The organism is Modicisalibacter sp., from assembly GCF_055145905.1.
Genome location: NZ_JBSREH010000015.1, coordinates 1 through 17,702, shown reverse-complemented (window position 1 = coordinate 17,702; position 17,702 = coordinate 1). Strand labels below are relative to the sequence as shown.

Sequence of the window (17,702 nt, the reverse complement as noted above, 5' to 3'; positions counted from 1 at the left end):
CGATCAACCACTGATCCAGGCGGCCTGACGCCTGATGACAACCCGGTCAGAGCTTAGCTCGCCTGTCAGGTGGTTCAGTGAATGGGGTCCACTTCACCCCGCGCCTGCGGGGATCGGGTGTGGCTGACCGGATTTGGGTTCTCGCCGGGCGGGTTATCCCCGCGCCTGCGGGGATCGGACCAGCTCCCACAGCAGCTCATCGCCAACGTGCGGGTTATCCCCGCGCCTGCGGGGATCGGGTGGCGGTGCACGACAGCCGGTAGGGGCAGGCCGGGTTATCCCCGCGCCTGCGGGGATCGGGCCACCTCGTTCAACGGCGCCGACATCGATGCCGGGTTATCCCCGCGCCTGCGGGGATCGGTACGGCCGGCCGCCGGAGTTGGGGACCGTCACCGGGTTATCCCCGCGCCTGCGGGGATCGGTCGGCCGCCGCCGCTGCCGCCAGCTATGACAGCGGGTTATCCCCGCGCCTGCGGGGATCGGTTCTGGAGGACGTCATGTCAGACCAGGAGATTCGGGTTATCCCCGCGCCTGCGGGGATCGGTCGTCGTTGTCGTCGGTGAGATCGGGTGGCCGCGGGTTATCCCCGCGCCTGCGGGGATCGGGCCAGCAGCAATGGCACCTCGCAGACCATCGACGGGTTATCCCCGCGCCTGCGGGGATCGGGGCATCACCTGGGTGGCGGCGGCGATGGTCTGCGGGTTATCCCCGCGCCTGCGGGGATCGGGCGGCGGACGGCGCGTAGCCGAACTGGCGGACCGGGTTATCCCCGCGCCTGCGGGGATCGGGGCCGCCGGGGGCTGCTCGCGGTGCATGTTGGCGGGTTATCCCCGCGCCTGCGGGGATCGGGACGCAAAGACCAACGTAGAGACCGAGATTTTCGGGTTATCCCCGCGCCTGCGGGGATCGGGCGCAATTCCCAGAACCCGGTTGCTGACCCGGCGGGTTATCCCCGCGCCTGCGGGGATCGGCTGATTGGCTCCAAGGGGTCATGCGGCACCCCCGGGTTATCCCCGCGCCTGCGGGGATCGGACGTCGGTCGCGGTGGTCAGCGAGGCATCCGTCGGGTTATCCCCGCGCCTGCGGGGATCGGCTTGAGTTCCTTGAGGCCCAAGGCAGCGATGTCGGGTTATCCCCGCGCCTGCGGGGATCGGTCCACGCCCTGGCTCGACAGGTCGGGGAAGTACGGGTTATCCCCGCGCCTGCGGGGATCGGCCGATGACCGGGATACGGCGGTCTTCGCAGTGCGGGTTATCCCCGCGCCTGCGGGGATCGGCGACGCTCAAAAGCGCGCTATCGACCGACTGACGGGTTATCCCCGCGCCTGCGGGGATCGGGCTGAATCCGTATCTCACACGTCGCGGCATCGCGGGTTATCCCCGCGCCTGCGGGGATCGGATGTCCCTCCACAGGAACTGACTCGACGCTTGCGGGTTATCCCCGCGCCTGCGGGGATCGGTCGGTGCGCTCCTGCTTCTGGCCGTTCTGGTCCGGGTTATCCCCGCGCCTGCGGGGATCGGTGAACGACACCACGGCTATCTGGTTTCACCAGCGGGTTATCCCCGCGCCTGCGGGGATCGGGGCGCAACGACACCACACCGATCGACCTGCGCCGGGTTATCCCCGCGCCTGCGGGGATCGGTTTGCAAACACGACGGCGGTGAGCGATAATGCCGGGTTATCCCCGCGCCTGCGGGGATCGGCCGGTCCAGCCGGCCAACGACAATCCGCGCGCCGGGTTATCCCCGCGCCTGCGGGGATCGGACGCCGTAGATACCCCGGTCCTCGCGGGCCAGCGGGTTATCCCCGCGCCTGCGGGGATCGGCCGACGAGGCCGACGAGGACGAGGCTCCCGGCCGGGTTATCCCCGCGCCTGCGGGGATCGGACTAATTGTAGCCACTTGTTTATAATGAAGAAAATCACCAGCGGGGTTTCCACCAGCGATTTTGATTACTTTTTGACCAGACTGCATTGTTAAAGAGCCTTAAAAATCAGCTAGTTGGCTCTGGCGGTAAAAAACGCACCAAGCGCAGGCCATCATGATCAACGGGTTCACGACGGTTGGTACCATAAGTCTGGAACTCGAAGCCGGACTCATGATTGCTCGCCCAGGCCATGGCGACATTGCCTTCCTCGCCCAGGGCTTCGATCTGCTCCCAGATCATTTCGCGAATCCGCTTGCTGACATCGCCCACGTAGACGCCGGCACGAATCTCTAGCAGCCAGACGGCCAGGCGCCCGCGCAGGCGTGGTGGAACCGCTTCGGTCACGACGACAACCATTGCCATATCACTTACTCCGATGCCCGCTATCGCCGATCGATTCCGGCTCGGGGATCGCCGGCGGTACCGCTTCCGGAGCGGGAGGCGGCGGCTCGATCTCGCCGGCTGCCAATACCTCCTCGATCATCGGTATCAGCCGCTGTAACAGCCGTGTCTGCTTGAAGGCATCTCGACAGGCGATTCGCACTTCCCTTTCCGGCATCGGCGGATTGCGTGCCGCGACACGGAAGGCCGCCGGAACCACGGTCTCGAACTTGACGATATCGGCGATATCGTAAACGAAACTCAACGGCTTGCCGGTATGCAGGAAACCGATCGCCGGTGCATAGCCCGCCGCCAGAACCGCCGCTTCGGTGATGCCATAGAGACAGGCCGTCGCGGCAGACAAGCACTGATTCGCGACGTCCGATGCATCCCATTGCGTCGGATCGTAGCGCCGCCCCTGCCACTTGAGTCCATATTGCTTGGCGAGTAGCTGGTAGGTCTTGCGAACCCGGGCGCCTTCCATGCCCCGAAGTTGCTCGACGCTGCGCCTCGAGGGAGGTGGTTCGCCGAACCGCAGCTCGAACATCTTGCGAACCACCTTCAGACGCAGCGTGTCATCCAGTGCCAACTGCGCCTGATAGAGCAGCTTGTCGGAGCGAGCCCCACCCGGCTGGCCGGCGCTGTAGAGCCGCACGCCGGCATCGCCGACCCAGATCAGCAATGTTCCCACCACCGAGGCCAGCTTCACGGCAGCGTGGGAGACCCGAGTACCGGGCTCGAGAAGCAGGCAGGCAACCGAACCGACGGGAATATGCATGCGCTCGCCGTTGACCTCGTCGATGACGACGAAAGCGCCATCGCGCACATCGATCTGCCCCATGCCGACGAAGATCATCGACATGCGATCCTTCTCGGGGATCGGCTTGAGCGGAATGAACCCCATCCTGCACTCCTTGTCCGCTATCGGTCAGGGACGACGCAACAGCATCAGGCCACAGCCAAAGGCCTTGGCTCGTCCGACACCCTGCGCCAGAGTCTCGATCAACCGGACGGAATCCGTGACCTCCAGCAGGCCTTCATAGTCGACGCTGGAAAACCGGATGGGGCGACCCTTGTCCTTCGATAACGCATGCTGGCGATAGGCCCCCACTTCAGGCGACATCGGTAAACGGAATCCCCAGGACTCGGCACGCTCTGTCAGCCACTCGCGAGCGGCCGCATCCATCGCCTCGACACAGGCCTGGCTTTTCCTCTGGCCGCCGGCCTCGAAGGGATACTTGGCGGCCATCAGCACGTCGGCACGCTGTCCCCGCTTGCCTGATACTGACTTGGCCACTGTAGGATTCGCCCGCAGGCGAAAGGCAAGCCGCTCCCCGGGTTCCAGCACCGGGAAAAACGGCTTGCACTGTGCCTCCAGCAGCCCGGCAATCGGCACCGGCTCTCGCTCGGAGAGCACATAGAACAGCGGCAACCCCCGCGGCGCGCCTCCGTCTTCGGATTCCTCCATTTCCTGACGAAACAGGAATGGCCGAGGTCCCTGATATTCAGGGAACAGTCGCCACAGCAATTGGTGGGCGGCATAGGCCCTGCCATCCATGATGTCGAACAAGGCCCCTCGGGACAGGCCGTTGAGGTCGACTCGCACTCGAGAAAGGTACATCAGTGCTCCTCCCGTGCCCGGACCACGCGGCGATATTCGGTACGCGGTCCGAACTGCCAGCGGCGGCGATTGAGCGGCATATCCCAGGACTCACTGGACTCCACACCCTGGCCATTGCCATCCAGGTCCCTGGCATCGCCTTCCCAGGCATAGAGCGCGTTATCCGGCAGCCTCAACGCGCGGCGCTCCTCTTCGGCGTTTCTCCCGCACAGCGGCGTAAAGTCGACATCCAGGGCATCGCGTAGCCGAGAAAACGCCTCGCGCCGCGGTGCGAGCGGTGCCCCCGGCGGACAGGCCTTGCGTCCCAGATAGAGCGGGAAGTGCGGCGCCTTGAGCGCCTGTTCCAACGCCTCGAGCGTCAACTCGGCCTGTGGTGTCAGCCAGACGGCGACGGTCCACAGCCCGTCGCAGCGATAGTCACGGCTGGAAAGAATGGTATTGATGACTTTCTTCGGGGCGCTCAACTCGTCTCGCCGCGTGCGATAGGTCACCCTGGACTGCGATGCCGGCACCTGCACGGTGTGGTAATCGCGCAGCAGGCTGCCCGGCGACCGCTGCTTGATGGCGATACCGACGCTATCGCGCAGCCGACGCTGCCCCTCGTCGTCGTCGCGGCGAACGCCCAGCGCCGCCCCCAGCAACCCGACGATGGCGCTACGCCCGGGGTAGGTGGCGGTGGGGCGTGACTCCCCCACCGCCGCCTCGCCCCAGCTGGCAAGCGGCGCATAGAGCCGAAAGACTAGATACTCCGTCATGACGACTCCTTCAGTGATTCCGATTGAGGAACTCGATCAGTTCGGCAAGGCTGCCCTTGAGCACGCCGCCGGAAAGCTGCGGCTCCCGGTAGTCGGGGTCAGCCGCCACGACGAAACGCTGATCGGCGCCGGCGCCATAGGCCTCATCAAAGGCCTGAGTCTGGCGCTCCAGTCGGGCGATGGCATCCAGCGTCTGATCCTGCCCCGCCACGGGGCGCAGGAAGGCCGGCGCCAGCGAACGCGGCTGCTGATCACCCTTTTCGGCGAGCACATAGCTGGCATGGGCCCGGGAACCGAAGCTGTTCTGCTTGCCCTTGGGCGAGGTCTTCACGGCGGCCTCGGCCAGGGCCGCGATGGCCCGGTCGGCCAGTTCCTCTTCGCCGCCCAGGTTTTCGATCAGCTGCCGGCGGTCGATGCACACGTAGCTGTAGAACAGGCCCGCACCGAAACCGGCCTCGCCGACATGCGCCGCCCCGCGATGCTCGTCGCCGGTGTTCAGATCATCCACCGCCGTGAAATAGTCGTCCTCGACCTCGGCGGCATGCACGGTAATGGCATGGGCGACCTGACAGGCAGCCTCGACATTGAAGGCCGGCGACGCCGCCAGCATGCGGCCGAACAGTGCGATATCCACGGCCGAGGGCTTGTGCCGCAGCAGATTCAGGTCTTCCTTCTCCGGCGCGCGGTTCTCCGCAGCCAGCGTCTCGACCAGGGCGTCGACCGCCACCTGCTCCTCGGGGCCGACATGGACCAGCTGACTGGTTTCCAGCTCGCCCTTGGCCACATCGCCGAAGACCTTGGCGATCTCTGTGGCCCAGGCGCGGGCATCCTTCTCTTTCACGTCTTTTTCCTGCAGGCGCTTGGCGGCCTGGACGCCCACCAGCTTGGTGCGCATGCCACGATGCTGGCCCACGGCCTCCTCGAACAGCGCCGAGGTCCGCCAGGTCCGCTTCAAGCTCTGCGACGAGACGCGCAGGCGCTTGGCACCGCCCATGATCGCGGTCTTGGGACGCCCCAGGTCGTCGCGGTTGAGGTTGGCCGGCGGATAGGCGGTCAGCAGATGCAGTTGGATGAAATGGCTCATGTGTCTTGGCTCCCTGTCATGGTTGACGAATCACTGGTTGTCTTGCCGATAGCCGGCCATGGCGCCGAAGTAGTCGTTGGCCCAGATAAAGCCCAGCCGCTCGGTCGGTTTTGGCGAAATACCGCCCTGGTACTCGCGCCACCACAGCACGATGTTGTCGGCCAGATGAACGACGCTGACGCCGCGTTTGTCGATCAGCGCCAGGGCGCGGCGCAGGCGCTGCACCAGCTCTTCCGGGGTTCGCGATGCCATCAGCTGCTGGAAACGCAACTCGCTCATGTACGGCTTGCCGGTTTCACGCTTCTGCTGACCCAGGGCTGCGCCCAGAGGCATCTTGGGCATATCTTCCCGCAGCTCGGCCGCCACCAGGGCGACACAGGACCAGGCCTGAAGCCGCTGGCTACGGCGCCACTCGGGCTCGTCTTCGTCGGCCGGCAGCCAGTGCCACAGGTGGCGAAAGGCCTCCGTCAGCATCGCCGCCTCGCCGGTATCGCAGCGGCGCAGCGTCGCCCGCATGCCCTTGGGCCAAGGCGGCGCATCGGTATGGGCCTTCAAGGCTTCGGTGGGCAGCGTCAGACGCTGCCACCAGCGGCGCACCGCATCGGCCTCGCGGCGCTCAATGGCGTAGAGATACTCAGGAACACGCGGCGGGGCCTCCGCCACGGATGCAGGCTCCGCTTCACTCATGACATGCCCTCTTCAGTAGTGGCCGGCCGGGCGGTTAACTCAAAACCGCCAGTCTCGGCAAAGTGACGAATGACCTTGCTGCCCTTGCTGCGCCCGGCCAGGAAGCCTTGCAGCTGGCGTCGCGCCGCGGTTGCGCGCTTCAGATCCGCCGCTTCCGGTGCCCCGCTGAGCGCCTGCTCCTCGAAGAGCGCCAGCCCTTCGCGCTTGAGGGTGCGATACCACCGCTCGGCCACTTCGGAAGGCAGTTGCGGCGAGGCCTCTGTGGCTTCCAGCGCATCCTGAAACTCCAACAGGGCACGGAAGAAGGCATGGCGAGTGGCGTCGTAGAAGGCAAGATCGAGATGGCTCATGTCGCCCTTGGCCTCACTGGGCCGATCGAACCAGGCATTCTTGACCTGAGTGCGTACCATCCAGGCGACCTGCCGAGCCAGGTCGGTGAACTGCTGAACCCAGGCGCGCAGCCGCTCCTGCTGGGCGGGAGGCACCGCAACCAGCGGCATCTCGACACTGTACCAACCCCGGGGTTTCATGTTGTCCATGTCATAGCCGAAGGCCCACAGTCGGACATGCTTGAACAGTGCGTCGACCTCTTCGCCGGCACGACGCTCTTCATCGACGGCTCGCACCTTCTGCGAGACGTAGTCCTGCACCGCCAGCGCGGGCAGCGCGCCGCTGCCGTCGGCATCGTGCAGTACCAGGTTCGACCAGTGCTGATAGCCCAGGCCACCCGGCTGCCCCTTGGTAGAAAGAGGCGGCTCGCTGGGTTTCTTGGGATCACGGCGATAGGGCGTCAGCGGGTGCAGCCAGGGGCCGTCGTAGTTGGCACCCTGTTTCTTGCCACGAATGCGGCGTACGCGGCGCTCGGTTTCTCGTCCACAGACATCGCAGCGACACGGTTCGTCCTCGATCAGCAGCCGGAAGCGGCGCGGCATCGACCAATAGGGATGCAGCGGATGCATGCTCTCGGGCAGCACCTCGGTTCCCTTCTTGTCGCTGACCCGGGTCGGCGCCATCCACAGGAACAGGCTGTCATCATCAACTCGCGGCGCCTGCCATGACTGACCGGAGCGAGTCAGCGCCCTGGGCGTCACGACGTTTAGCCACAGCCGAGACAACAGGCTGGCCTCGGCCGACTCGGGCAATGCCAGCGTGGTCAGCGGCCCACCGCCTCGCAGACCGACGCGAATGCCCGCCCCGCCGGCCGGGGCGTTGATCTGCATGGTGAAGAGGGCGAGTGCGGCGCAGTCCTCGCACATCACCTCGACGCGACCGCGCTTCACGAAGAAGTCGGTGTTGTTCTTGATGCCGTTCGCCCCAGGCGCGTCGATGAGCAGGCCGCTGACGGTGGCCTCCTTCACGTCATCCAGCGGATCGAGATCCTGCATGAAACGCGGCCCGTCGCCGTCCAGCTCGAAGGCATCGCTGAACGGCGCAAAGGCGGCCTCCAGATCGGCGACGCTGGGCGGCTCGAGAAAGCGGTCCAGCCAGTCGCCGTGATCCTGCGGCGGCAGCGCGGTCTGCAGCAGCCCGATCAGGAACTGGTAGGCGGCGCCCTGGAAGTCGGCTCGCGGCAGGGCGAGATCGACGACCTCGGGATCGGCCACCGCAGTGGGCGACCGGTAGTCGATGGCACCGTCCCTGGTGCGGAAGGGCAGCCAATCTGCTGTTAATAATTTCATCCTGGCCTCAATATGAATCTGCTCTCAAAGGTGCTGCCACGGCTTACGACTGCGGCAGCACCGACGTTAGAGTTACTTCTTAGGCTTCTTTTTCATACGCCGCCGGGGAGTGATCGGCCAAGCTTCATACCCGTACTCCCTGGCATCGAGCACCTTCCCGTTTTTAGTTCGCCGATAGCGCCGAAAAATCATGTTGGCCTCCTGAGGTAGGCAGCAGTCATACGATTTGAGGCGACGCCCGCTTGAACGGGAACACCAGAACGCTTAGCGTGTCGTTGCGAGCAACATGCATGGTTCGGTGATTCGTCGCCGCTCCATGCCTCTCGAATTATAAAAAGGTTCATAGCAAATTTATTTGCAATTCGAAAAGGCACAAACATTTCTAGCCCACCTAGAGGAACCTGTCAACTTGGGAGATAATGGTGTGGTGCGTTCACTGCCCGTGCGGTGATGAACCGGTTCATAGCAACTCTATGGCCCGTTCCCCGCGTCAGCGGGGATTTTCACCCTCCCTAGAAAACCTCACTCCCCACAGGGCGTCATAGGCACAGACGGGATCGGCCTCGACCAGCCAGGGCCGGGTAAAACGCAGTGCCTTGTAGTGCTCCTGAAGGGCTTCCCACTGGACCTGACGCTCTGCCGGCAGCTCCGCCAGCTTCTCCGCCTGGCTCTGGCGCAGCTTCGCCTGGCTGAGCATGGCGGCATGGCGCTCGCCCTCCGCCCACAGCACCAGCCCGCCATCGGCGTCATGCTTGAGCAGCACCACGTTGAGCGTCGGCTCGTCGACCAGCCGCGTGCCGATCTCCAGCTCTTCCTGCCACTGATCGATATCCAGCTGGCGAAGATAGCCCCGCTCGAGTGACAGGGCGTTGAAGTTAGCCATCGACGCGGCCATTCCCTGCAAGCCGCGCTGCTCCCATCTCGCCTCGTGCAGACCGTCGGGCACCCGGTCGGCGACGGTACCATAGACGGCTTCGATCAGCGCCCGCGCCTCATCGGGCATGCGGATCGCGCCCAGTTCGCGCAGCACGCGCTGGGTCAGCCATAGCAGGGAGGTGTCGCGATAGACCGCCTGAGTGCCCGGCAAGGCACGCTTGAGCCACTGGGCATCCGCTTCGGCATTCCACTCGGGAGCCAGCACGGACAGCAGCGGTGCACGACGCGGACCGCGCACATGGCGCTGAAGGCGACCGGCGCGCTGAACCAGCAGGTCAATGGGCGCCAGATCGCTGATCATGAGGTCCACATCGCAGTCGAGCGACTCCTGGAAGACCTGCGTGCTGATCAGCACCTGGCCGCGGCGCTGATCGGGGGTGGAGGCTTTGCCCAGCCGCTCGATGACATCCGACTCGATGCGCTGGCGATCCACCATCGCGAAACGGCTGTGGAACAGCAGGCAGCGTTCGGGATCGGGGTGACGCTCACAGAGTTGCTCATAGGCGCGGATGGCGTCGTCGACGGTATTGCGCACCCAGGCCACGCACTCCCCAGCCTCGACGGCCGCTATCACGGCATCGAGCGCCTGCTCCTCGGATGCCAGCCAGTCGATGCCGACCTCGCGCGAGACCTCGGGCCGGGTAGCCAGCGGAGTTTCGTTTTCCAGGTCGTACCCGACCTGCGTCAACAGCGGGAACGCCTCGCTCTGAAGCTCGGGCGGTTCCTGCGCGAGGCCCTGGCGCCAGGCCGCGGCCAGCGCCTCGCGCATGGCGCGCGGCATGGTGGCCGTCAGCAGGATGGCGCTGCCGCCCTGACGGGCATGGTGGGCCAGCAGCTGATGGAGCAGGGTCTGCATGTAGTGGTCGTAAGCATGTACCTCGTCGACGATCAGCACCTTGCGTGCCAGGCCATACAGGCGCAGCGACTGATGCCGAAACGGCAGCAGCCCCATCAGCGCCTGATCGACGGTACCGACGCCTACGTCGGCCAACAGCGACTTCTTGCGCGAATCAGCCAGCCAGCGGTTGCAGCGCGTGGTGGCCGTCATGTCATCAGCGGCGTAGTCCCTGTCTCCGGGCTGCTCGGCGGCCACGGCCTTCATAAAAGTATCGTTGAGCTCTCTGGCACCGTGTGCCAGCACACAGGACGGCTGAGACGCCTCGGTGTAGAAACGTCGATGCAGATGACCGAGACGTTCATACATAGCGTTGGAAGTCGCCATGGTCGGCAGCGCGAAATAGAGCCCTTCGCCGTGGCCTGCCGCCAGCAGACGCTGAGCGAGGATGCAGGCCGCCTCGGTCTTGCCGGCGCCGGTGACGTCTTCGAGGATGAATAGCTGAGGACCATCGCCGAGTGCCAGGCTCTCGGCCTCACCCTGAAGCGGAGTCGGCGTGACCGACCGGCCGCCGAACCAGCTGGCCAGCCCGGCATAAGGCACCGGCTCGGGCGGCTGTGCAAAGCCGCTCTCCTGCAACGCCTGCTCGGCGCGCTCGAGCGCGACGGGCCAGTACTCGGCCAGCGGCATCCGGTTCTGGCAGTAGGCGAAATGGTCGCGATTGGAGCCCAGCCAGTCGCTCAAGGTGGCCCAACCGGCAATCGTCCAGCTCACCGATAGAAAGGCTTCCCGCCACTGGGGAGTGACCAGCTTGTCGACCGGCCAATTGAACTCGATCAGGGCGGCCCAGTCGGCGACGAACTGTCGTGCGGCCTGAACGTCATCGGCGATATCGTCACTGCCGAAGAACTGGGAAAGATCCAGCCGACCAGCCTCCACCGGCTGGCCATGGTGGCCGAACATCGGCGCCAGCAAGGCACGCAGCGTGTCGGCCAGCTGGCGACGCTCGCGTCGCGGCGGCAGTTCTCTTGCTTCTCCCAAGGTGCCATCCCGCCACCACTCGATCCAGCACGACCGCCACAGCAGGGCACCCAGCCGATCATGCCGTTCGGTATAGGCCAGACGCTCGATAGGCGGCACCAGATCAACGCCTTCGGGCCGGGCCAACCCCTGGAAGGCACGAGCGAACTTGCCAAGGTCATGCAACCCGAGCAGGAAAATGAAAAGGCGACGCAAGATGTTGGGTGGGAGGTCCAGCTGGTGGGAAAGACGTTGAGCCAGTGGCTTCTCAGGAGCGAGCAGGTACCAACCAACGGCAGCCACATCAAGGCTGTGGTAGGGCAAGAGATGACACTGAGCTCCCTCCCTCTCCGGCTTTGCTTTCCCCCAATAAAGGTAATAAGACATCTGCTTTCATCCGAATTAAGATCAACTCAATAAAGCAGAATCGAATCTCTCATACCAGACGCTGGATATAAAACCAGCCTACTTTCCAGGCCGGTCTGATTTTTCCGACACGCCTGTAAGCTCAGGATTACATGTCATGTCAGCTATCGATTATGGAAACTGGAGTCAACAGCTTCGTTATCGACTGATCGAGATACTCGCGTTGTGGGAGGGTCGAGTCAGTGCGCCGCAAATCGCCACGGCATTCGGCATCGGGCGGGATCAGGCCCAGAAAGTGCTGCGGCATTATCGGGAGGAAGTGGCGTCAGGCAACCTGTCTTACGATGCCTCTCTAAAGGCCTTCGCGCCGGCTCCTGCCTTCACGCCCCGTGTGACTCGGGGCACGCTCGATGAATACCTGCACCTGCTGGGAAGTCACGAAAGTCTGGACACTCCCTTTGCCGGGCTGGGGCTGGAGATGGCTAGCGCCGAGGCGATCCCCATGCCGAGTCGTGCCGTTTCGCCCGCCGTGGTGAGAAGCCTGACCCGCGCCATACGCGACCATCAGCGCCTGGAAGTGGTCTATGCGTCCTTCAACCACCCCGATGGCGAGGAGCGCATTCTGGTGCCTCATTCACTCGTTCTGGCCGCCGGGCGCTGGCACGCCCGCGCCTATTGCGAGAAACATCGTGCGTTCCGCGACTTCGTCTTGACGCGCTTCTGTCGACTTCCCGAGCCGGCGGGGGACCGTCTCGATGACACGCACGGTGCCGCTCACGATCATGACTGGCAGACGATGGTAACCGTTCACCTGATTCCGGACCGGCGCCTGAGTGCCCCGGAACGGCGCATGCTGGAGATGGATTTCGGCATGCAACACGGGGAATTGACGCTGCACTGCCGTGGCCCATTGGTGCGTTATGCCCTGCGTCAGCTGGGGGTAAACCCCTACCATGTGGAGGCCGACCCGAGAGCCCAGCAATTGGAAATTGCCAATCGTCATGCGCTGCAACAATGGATCGATTGGTAGGCAGTAAAGTGATCCTGACGTCACGGTCTTTTGCCATAACCGGGCGCTTTCAAGGTGCCATCGCTGGCAATTTCCCCCTTCAGATACTGCTCCGTCGTCAGCAGAAAAAGCCGGCAGAACAGCTGATGAACGGCGCGTTCCCGCTCCATGGCCAGCAGGTCCGGATCGGTGGCTTCGCCGCCGGCAGGCTGGCGTGGGTATTCCCAGGCCAACCGCACGCTACCGGAGCTGGCGTCGAGGATTTCCAGGCAGGGGTTGGCACCGTGCAGGGTGCTGTGAATGCGATAGGTCATGGGGATTCTCCGCCAGCTTCTTTAATTGATAATGATTCTCATTAATTATTATAGAATCTAGGCGGCGCGCCATCCTCTGTCAAGGCGAAGCGCGGGCCGTGTTCCCCTATACTCCAGACATTTGCCGACGGCGGGACGTCCGCCGTGTTCCGGATGCACGCTGACAGGGAGCCCCCATGTCTCGCCTTGCTTGTTTCGCCCGGGTCGTCGCGCTCGGGGTGCTGGGGCTGTTCGCCGCCCCGGCGCTGGCCCAGCCGGCCCCGGCCGAATCCGAGTGGGATGCCTATCTCGACGCCCTCGGGGAAGGGGCGCAGCAGGCCACGCTGTGGCGCTACGGCTGGGGCGGGGTCTACGCCGCCAGCCTGGCCGACAACGCCTACCAGGCCAGCGAGGCTGACAGTGCCGATGATCGCTTCGACGCCCGGGTGGGCGGCATCAAGTCGGCGCTGGCGCTGGCCGGGGTGATCACCGACCCGCAGCCCCACCCGGCTGCCTACCGGCGCCTGCAGACGCTGGCCGAGCACCGCGACGCGGCCCACCTCGCCGAGGCCCGCGAGCTGATGCGCGCCACCGCCGCCGAGGAACGCCGGCGCCGCGCCTGGCGGGCGCGGCTGAGCTCGCTGGTCATCAATACCCTGGGCGGGCTGGCGATCGGCGTCGGCGACGACCGCCCGCGCGACGGCGCGGTCAGCTTCGCCACCGGCATGCTGGTCGGCGAGATTCAGCTGAGAACCCAGCCGGGTCAGGCCGGTGTGGCGCTCAACCGCTTTCAGCCGGCCCGGCTGACGCTGGGTGGCGTGAATCTCGAGTACCAGTATGCCTGGACGCTCGCTCCCGACCGGATGGGAGTACAGATCCGCTACTGATCCTGTCTGCGGGCGATGGAATGCGATTGGCCGCGCCTTTTTGTTATGTTATAACCTTTTCCCAATTTCCCGAGGCCGAGTCCCGCCATGTCACGTCGACACCGCCACCGCCCCGACGGGCCCTGCCACTTTTCGTTGATGTCGCTGTCGGCCCGACGCCGGCTGCTGATGGCCCTGGTGCCGCTGGCGGTGCTGTGGCTGGCGGCAGCCTGGGCCGGGGGGCTGCTGGGCTGATGGCACGACTGGCACTTCACGATCTGGCGCTGGCCCAGGGCGGGCGCACGGTGATCGAGCATCTCGAAGGCGCCTTCCCGGACGGCGCCATCACCGCGCTGATCGGCGCCAACGGCGCCGGCAAGAGCACGTTGATCCAGGCGATCATGGGCATGCTCCCGCCCACCACCGGCCGCGTCGAATGCACCATCTCCCGTGAACGCCGCGCCTGGCTGCCCCAGCAGCTGGCGCTGGACCTGTCGTTCCCGATGAGTGTCGAGGAGCTGGTGATGACCGGCAGCTGGCCGACCCGCGGCGCGCTCAAGGGCTACCGGCCGGACCAGTACCGCCAGGCCCGCGAGGTCATGCAGCGCCTGGGCATCTCGCAGCTGGCCCACCGGCCGCTGGGCGAACTCTCCGGTGGCCAGCGCCAGCGCGCGCTGCTGGGGCGCACGCTGATGCAGGAGGCCGAACTGCTGCTGCTCGACGAGCCCTTCGCCAATGTCGATGTCGACACCGTCGCCGTGCTCACCGAGGTGCTGCGCGACATGGCCCGGGCCGGCACCACCATCGTGGTGGTCCTCCACGACCGCGACCAGCTCGCCGCGCTGGCCGACCGCGTGCTGCTGCTGGCCGACGGCCGGGGCCACTGGCACGACCCGCAGGAGCTGCTGCAATCCGGCGGCATGACGGCCTCCCCCGCCCCCCTGCCCCTGCACCTCGCCCGCGGAGTGACGCGATGATCGATACCCTGCACGCCCTGCTGCTGGCCCCGCTGACCGACTACGGCTTCATGAAGCGGGCGCTGGTCGCCGGCCTGGCCCTGTCGCTGGCCGCCCCGCCGCTGGGCGTGTTCCTGATGCTGCGCGGCATGAGCCTGCTCGGCGACGCCATGGCCCACGCCATCCTGCCCGGCGTGGCGCTGGGCTTTCTGCTGGCCGGCTTCTCGCTGCCGGCGATGAGCCTTGGCGGCATCCTCTCCGGGCTGCTGGTGGCGGGGCTGGCGGGCAGCGTGTCGCAGCTCACCGGCCACCGCGAGGACGCGGCGATGGCCAGCTTCTACCTGATCTCGCTGGCTGCCGGGGTGATGCTGGTATCGCTGGGCGGCAGCAGCGTCGATCTCACCCATGTGCTGTTCGGCTCGATCCTGGCCGTGAATACCACGGCGCTGTGGCTGATCGCCGGGGTCGCCAGCGTGACCGTGCTGGTCATGGCGGTGGCCTTCCGCGCGCTGGTGGTGGAGTGCCTGGACCCGCTGTTCCTGCGCGGTCAGGGCGTCAAAAGCGGCCTCATCCAGGGGCTGTTCCTGGGGCTGGTGGTACTCAACCTGACCGCCGGCTTCCAGACCCTGGGCACACTGATGGCGGTGGGGCTGATGATGCTGCCGGCCACCGCCGCCCGCTTCTGGTCGAAGCGCCTGGAAGGGCTGATGGCCGTGGCCGTGGTGATCGCGCTGTTCGCCAGCACCGGCGGGCTGCTGCTGTCGTATCACCTGGGCCTGCCCTCGGGCCCCAGCATCATCCTGCTGGCCGGCGGGGTGTACCTGCTGTCGACCCTGCTGGGCCGCTACCACAGCCTGCGGGCACGCTGGTGTCGGCGCGCCGACGCCCGGGAGACGCCGGAGCCGGCCTGAGCGTCAGGGCATGCCGCGGGCGGGCAGCGACTCGGCGCGCCAGGCGGCGCGGAACTCGGCCGCGCTGATCTCGCCGTGCAGGTAGGCGATGAGCAGCGCATCGTCGCCGGCGTGGCGGGCCTCGCCGTCGCGGCGGCGGCGCATGATCAGGCAGGCCCGGTAGTAGTTGAACACGCCGCCGAGGAAGAACAGCGCGCTGCCGACCAGGTACTGCCAGGCGAAGAAGGTGAACAGCCGTTGCGCGTCGTGGGAGGTATCGAAGGTCCACAGGTAGGGAATCGACGCGACCACGAACAGCACCGAGCCGACGACGAAGGTCACCGCGGTGAGGTTGGTCATCTGCAGCGACAGCAGCGACGGCGCCTGGACCACCTGCAGCACGTTGACGCAGGCGCCGAGCACGAACAGCGCCGAGCCGATGATGAAGCACCAGGCACCGGCGAGGAACCAGCCCCACCAGCTGAGGAAGAATAGGCTGCCGGCGGTGAACAGCAGGGTGCCGCCCAGGTAGCTGGAGGCGGCGATCATCTCGAGCCGCTTGCCCGGGGCGTGATGACGACTGCCGTGCCAGAACTTGCGCACCTCGAGCATGTCGTGGCCGGTCACCACCAGGTAGAGCAGCGAGCCGACGAAGAAGATCCAGGCGCCGACGTCCTCGTAGGGATGGAAGCGCGGAAAGAAGAACACGCTGCCGACGATGAACAGCAGCCCGCCCAGCTTGTAGAGCATGGCGTTCACGGTCTCCCAGCGAAAGTCGGCGCGCCATTCGGGCCGGTCGCGGTTGAGGGCGGAACGCTTGGGTCGATTGGTGAACAGATGCGGCACGGCGAGACGTCCTTCCGAGGGGCGCCCGCCATCCTAACAAACCCGCCGCCCATCCCGTAGCCGGCGATGCCGGCGGCACCCCCACGAAGGAGCGCCCCATGCGCCATGCATTGCTGGCCGGCCTGATCGTCGGCCTCTCCGGATTTCCCGCCGCCAGCCAGGCCGCCGAGCCGCTCGATGTGGTCGCCAGCTTCAGCGTGCTGGCCGACATGGCCGAGCAGGTGGGCGGCGAATACGTCGAGGTGACCAGCCTGGTCGGCCCCGACAGCGACAGCCACGTCTATACGCCCAGCCCGGTGGACGTGCGCCGCATCGCCGGCGCCGACCTGGTGATCTTCAACGGCCTGCAGCTGGAAGGCTGGATGAACCGGCTGCTCGACGCCAGCGGCTACCGGGGCGTCAAGGTCGTCGCCACCGACGGCATCGCTGCGCTGCACTTCACCGGCGCCGATCACGGCGAGCCCCCCGCCGAGGGCGACGGCCATGCCGAGCATGCCGAACACGCCGCCCATGACCACGGCGATCTGGACCCCCACGCCTGGCTCGACGTGAGCCGCGCCGAACACTACGTGGCCAACATCCGCGACGGCCTGATCGAAGCCGACCCGGCCCACGCCGACGCCTACCGCCGACGCGCCGACGCCTACCTGGCGCGCCTCGACACCCTGGACGCCGAGATCCACCGGCTGATCGACGCCATTCCCGCCGCCCGGCGGGTGGTGGTCAGCGGCCACGACGCCTTCGACTACTTCGCCGATGCCTACGGTGTGCGCTTTTTGTCCCCGGTGGGGCTCAACACCGCCGCCGAGCCCGCCGCCGCCGACATGGCCAGCCTGATCGACTTCCTCGAACACAACCGCATCCCGGCGCTGTTCTACGAGAACATCACCAGCCCCGCGCTGATCCGCCAGCTCGCCGAGGAAACCGGCATTCCCGTGGCCGGCACCCTCTACTCCGGCGCCCTGGCCGCCGAGGGCGAGGCCAGCACCTACGAGGGCATGATGCGCCACAACGCCAGGATCATGCATGACGGCCTCGCCGGAGCGAAGTAGGGGGACTTTCACAATGAGGTTTCCTGTGGGAGGGGATTCATCCCCGACAGCGGCGGCCCGGTGGCCCCTGCATCGCGACTGAAGTCGCTCCCACGGCCAGGTTGCGGATGAACTACCTTTCACAATGAGGCCTACTGTGGGAGGGGATTCATCCCCGACAGCGGCGCCCCGGTGGCCCCTGCATCGCGACTGAAGTCGCTCCCACGGCCAGCTTCCGGATAAACAACCTTTCACAATGAGGCTTCCTGTGGGAGGGGATTCATCCCCGACAGCGGCGGCCCGGTGGCCCCTTCATCGCGACTGAAGTCGCTCCCACGGCCAGATTGCGGATGAACAACCTTTCACAATGAGGCTTCCTGTGGGAGGGGATTCATCCCCGACAGCGGCGGCCCGGTGGCCCCTGCATCGCGACTGAAGTCGCTTGTATGTTGGAAATGACCCAACACGGGCAGTATGGAGAAGACTTGCCGGGGTGGAGGGACGAAGATCGCATCTGGCCC

The 17,702-nt window shown here is 65.9% G+C and carries 16 protein-coding genes and 1 CRISPR repeat array; of the genes, 6 read left to right on the top strand and 10 right to left on the bottom strand.

The window, feature by feature from the left end; genetic code table 11:
* Window positions 1-88: 88 nt before the first annotated feature.
* Window positions 89-1,886: a CRISPR direct-repeat array (repeat unit 29 nt; unit sequence CGGGTTATCCCCGCGCCTGCGGGGATCGG).
* A 106-nt stretch (window positions 1,887-1,992) separates the two neighbouring features.
* The 8 genes from cas2e to cas3 all read right to left on the bottom strand — a co-directional run bounded on the left by cas2e (window position 1,993) and on the right by cas3 (window position 11,311).
* Window positions 1,993-2,289 carry a type I-E CRISPR-associated endoribonuclease Cas2e gene (cas2e, locus tag ACTCB7_RS05530; RefSeq protein ID WP_224420453.1) on the bottom strand — a complete coding sequence of 99 codons (297 nt, stop codon included), beginning with the start codon at window positions 2,287-2,289 and terminating at the stop codon, window positions 1,993-1,995.
* A gap of 1 nt (window position 2,290) precedes the next feature.
* Window positions 2,291-3,211, bottom strand: a complete 921-nt coding sequence (gene cas1e, locus ACTCB7_RS05525) for a type I-E CRISPR-associated endonuclease Cas1e (protein ID WP_224420452.1) — start codon at window positions 3,209-3,211, stop codon at window positions 2,291-2,293.
* A gap of 24 nt (window positions 3,212-3,235) precedes the next feature.
* Window positions 3,236-3,928: a type I-E CRISPR-associated protein Cas6/Cse3/CasE gene (cas6e, locus tag ACTCB7_RS05520; protein WP_463005862.1), complete on the bottom strand. Its 693-nt coding sequence runs from the start codon at window positions 3,926-3,928 to the stop codon at window positions 3,236-3,238.
* Window positions 3,928-4,683, bottom strand: a complete 756-nt coding sequence (gene cas5e, locus ACTCB7_RS05515; RefSeq protein WP_463005861.1) for a type I-E CRISPR-associated protein Cas5/CasD — start codon at window positions 4,681-4,683, stop codon at window positions 3,928-3,930. The genes cas6e and cas5e overlap by 1 nt, the downstream gene beginning before the upstream one ends.
* Window positions 4,684-4,693: 10 nt before the next feature.
* Window positions 4,694-5,767: a type I-E CRISPR-associated protein Cas7/Cse4/CasC gene (gene cas7e, locus ACTCB7_RS05510; protein WP_463005860.1), complete on the bottom strand. Its 1,074-nt coding sequence runs from the start codon at window positions 5,765-5,767 to the stop codon at window positions 4,694-4,696.
* Between the two features lie 30 nt (window positions 5,768-5,797).
* Entirely contained in the window at window positions 5,798-6,454 is a 657-nt protein-coding gene (gene casB, locus ACTCB7_RS05505; protein WP_463005859.1) for a type I-E CRISPR-associated protein Cse2/CasB, read from the bottom strand.
* On the bottom strand, window positions 6,451-8,133 hold the full coding sequence (gene casA / locus ACTCB7_RS05500; RefSeq protein ID WP_463005858.1) for a type I-E CRISPR-associated protein Cse1/CasA: 1,683 nt from the start codon (window positions 8,131-8,133) through the stop codon (window positions 6,451-6,453). Before casA ends, casB begins: the two co-directional genes overlap by 4 nt.
* A 490-nt stretch (window positions 8,134-8,623) precedes the next feature.
* Window positions 8,624-11,311, bottom strand: a complete 2,688-nt coding sequence (cas3, locus tag ACTCB7_RS05495; protein ID WP_463005857.1) for a CRISPR-associated helicase Cas3' — start codon at window positions 11,309-11,311, stop codon at window positions 8,624-8,626.
* Window positions 11,312-11,447: 136 nt separating this feature from the next.
* Here cas3 and ACTCB7_RS05490 point away from each other — a divergent pair, with 136 nt between their 5' ends.
* The gene (locus tag ACTCB7_RS05490; protein WP_463005856.1) at window positions 11,448-12,320 is read left to right on the top strand and encodes a WYL domain-containing protein; all 873 of its coding nucleotides are present in this window, start codon (window positions 11,448-11,450) and stop codon (window positions 12,318-12,320) included.
* Window positions 12,321-12,340: 20 nt separating this feature from the next.
* Here the strand turns inward: ACTCB7_RS05490 and ACTCB7_RS05485 are convergent, their stop codons facing one another.
* Window positions 12,341-12,613, bottom strand: coding sequence for a hypothetical protein (locus ACTCB7_RS05485; protein WP_463005855.1), 273 nt, complete (start codon window positions 12,611-12,613; stop codon window positions 12,341-12,343).
* Window positions 12,614-12,789: 176 nt separating this feature from the next.
* Here ACTCB7_RS05485 and ACTCB7_RS05480 point away from each other — a divergent pair, with 176 nt between their 5' ends.
* The 4 genes from ACTCB7_RS05480 to ACTCB7_RS05465 all read left to right on the top strand — a co-directional run bounded on the left by ACTCB7_RS05480 (window position 12,790) and on the right by ACTCB7_RS05465 (window position 15,325).
* Window positions 12,790-13,479 (top strand): hypothetical protein, encoded by a 690-nt coding sequence (locus tag ACTCB7_RS05480; protein ID WP_463005854.1) that lies wholly within the window; start codon window positions 12,790-12,792, stop codon window positions 13,477-13,479.
* Between the two features lie 87 nt (window positions 13,480-13,566).
* Window positions 13,567-13,713: a hypothetical protein gene (locus tag ACTCB7_RS05475; RefSeq protein ID WP_463005853.1), complete on the top strand. Its 147-nt coding sequence runs from the start codon at window positions 13,567-13,569 to the stop codon at window positions 13,711-13,713.
* Window positions 13,713-14,435: a metal ABC transporter ATP-binding protein gene (locus ACTCB7_RS05470; protein ID WP_463005852.1), complete on the top strand. Its 723-nt coding sequence runs from the start codon at window positions 13,713-13,715 to the stop codon at window positions 14,433-14,435. The genes ACTCB7_RS05475 and ACTCB7_RS05470 overlap by 1 nt, the downstream gene beginning before the upstream one ends.
* A complete protein-coding gene (locus ACTCB7_RS05465; protein ID WP_463005851.1) occupies window positions 14,432-15,325 on the top strand; it encodes a metal ABC transporter permease in 894 nt (297 codons plus the stop codon). The genes ACTCB7_RS05470 and ACTCB7_RS05465 overlap by 4 nt, the downstream gene beginning before the upstream one ends.
* A 3-nt stretch (window positions 15,326-15,328) precedes the next feature.
* Here ACTCB7_RS05465 and ACTCB7_RS05460 read toward each other — a convergent pair whose 3' ends face one another.
* Window positions 15,329-16,150: a YrhK family protein gene (locus ACTCB7_RS05460; RefSeq protein WP_463005850.1), complete on the bottom strand. Its 822-nt coding sequence runs from the start codon at window positions 16,148-16,150 to the stop codon at window positions 15,329-15,331.
* 98 nt (window positions 16,151-16,248) lie between these two features.
* Here ACTCB7_RS05460 and ACTCB7_RS05455 point away from each other — a divergent pair, with 98 nt between their 5' ends.
* A complete protein-coding gene (locus ACTCB7_RS05455; RefSeq protein WP_463005849.1) occupies window positions 16,249-17,202 on the top strand; it encodes a metal ABC transporter solute-binding protein, Zn/Mn family in 954 nt (317 codons plus the stop codon).
* Window positions 17,203-17,702: the final 500 nt, after the last annotated feature.

Bases quoted from the DNA above. Each gene is read 5' to 3' on its own strand.
- cas2e (WP_224420453.1), bottom strand. From the start codon at position 2,289: ATGGCAATGGTTGTCGTCGTGACCGAAGCGGTTCCACCACGCCTGCGC.
- cas1e (WP_224420452.1), bottom strand. From the start codon at position 3,211: ATGGGGTTCATTCCGCTCAAGCCGATCCCCGAGAAGGATCGCATGTCG.
- cas6e (WP_463005862.1), bottom strand. From the start codon at position 3,928: ATGTACCTTTCTCGAGTGCGAGTCGACCTCAACGGCCTGTCCCGAGGG.
- cas5e (WP_463005861.1), bottom strand. From the start codon at position 4,683: ATGACGGAGTATCTAGTCTTTCGGCTCTATGCGCCGCTTGCCAGCTGG.
- cas7e (WP_463005860.1), bottom strand. From the start codon at position 5,767: ATGAGCCATTTCATCCAACTGCATCTGCTGACCGCCTATCCGCCGGCC.
- casB (WP_463005859.1), bottom strand. From the start codon at position 6,454: ATGAGTGAAGCGGAGCCTGCATCCGTGGCGGAGGCCCCGCCGCGTGTT.
- casA (WP_463005858.1), bottom strand. From the start codon at position 8,133: ATGAAATTATTAACAGCAGATTGGCTGCCCTTCCGCACCAGGGACGGT.
- cas3 (WP_463005857.1), bottom strand. From the start codon at position 11,311: ATGTCTTATTACCTTTATTGGGGGAAAGCAAAGCCGGAGAGGGAGGGA.
- ACTCB7_RS05490 (WP_463005856.1), top strand. From the start codon at position 11,448: ATGTCAGCTATCGATTATGGAAACTGGAGTCAACAGCTTCGTTATCGA.
- ACTCB7_RS05485 (WP_463005855.1), bottom strand. From the start codon at position 12,613: ATGACCTATCGCATTCACAGCACCCTGCACGGTGCCAACCCCTGCCTG.
- ACTCB7_RS05480 (WP_463005854.1), top strand. From the start codon at position 12,790: ATGTCTCGCCTTGCTTGTTTCGCCCGGGTCGTCGCGCTCGGGGTGCTG.
- ACTCB7_RS05475 (WP_463005853.1), top strand. From the start codon at position 13,567: ATGTCACGTCGACACCGCCACCGCCCCGACGGGCCCTGCCACTTTTCG.
- ACTCB7_RS05470 (WP_463005852.1), top strand. From the start codon at position 13,713: ATGGCACGACTGGCACTTCACGATCTGGCGCTGGCCCAGGGCGGGCGC.
- ACTCB7_RS05465 (WP_463005851.1), top strand. From the start codon at position 14,432: ATGATCGATACCCTGCACGCCCTGCTGCTGGCCCCGCTGACCGACTAC.
- ACTCB7_RS05455 (WP_463005849.1), top strand. From the start codon at position 16,249: ATGCGCCATGCATTGCTGGCCGGCCTGATCGTCGGCCTCTCCGGATTT.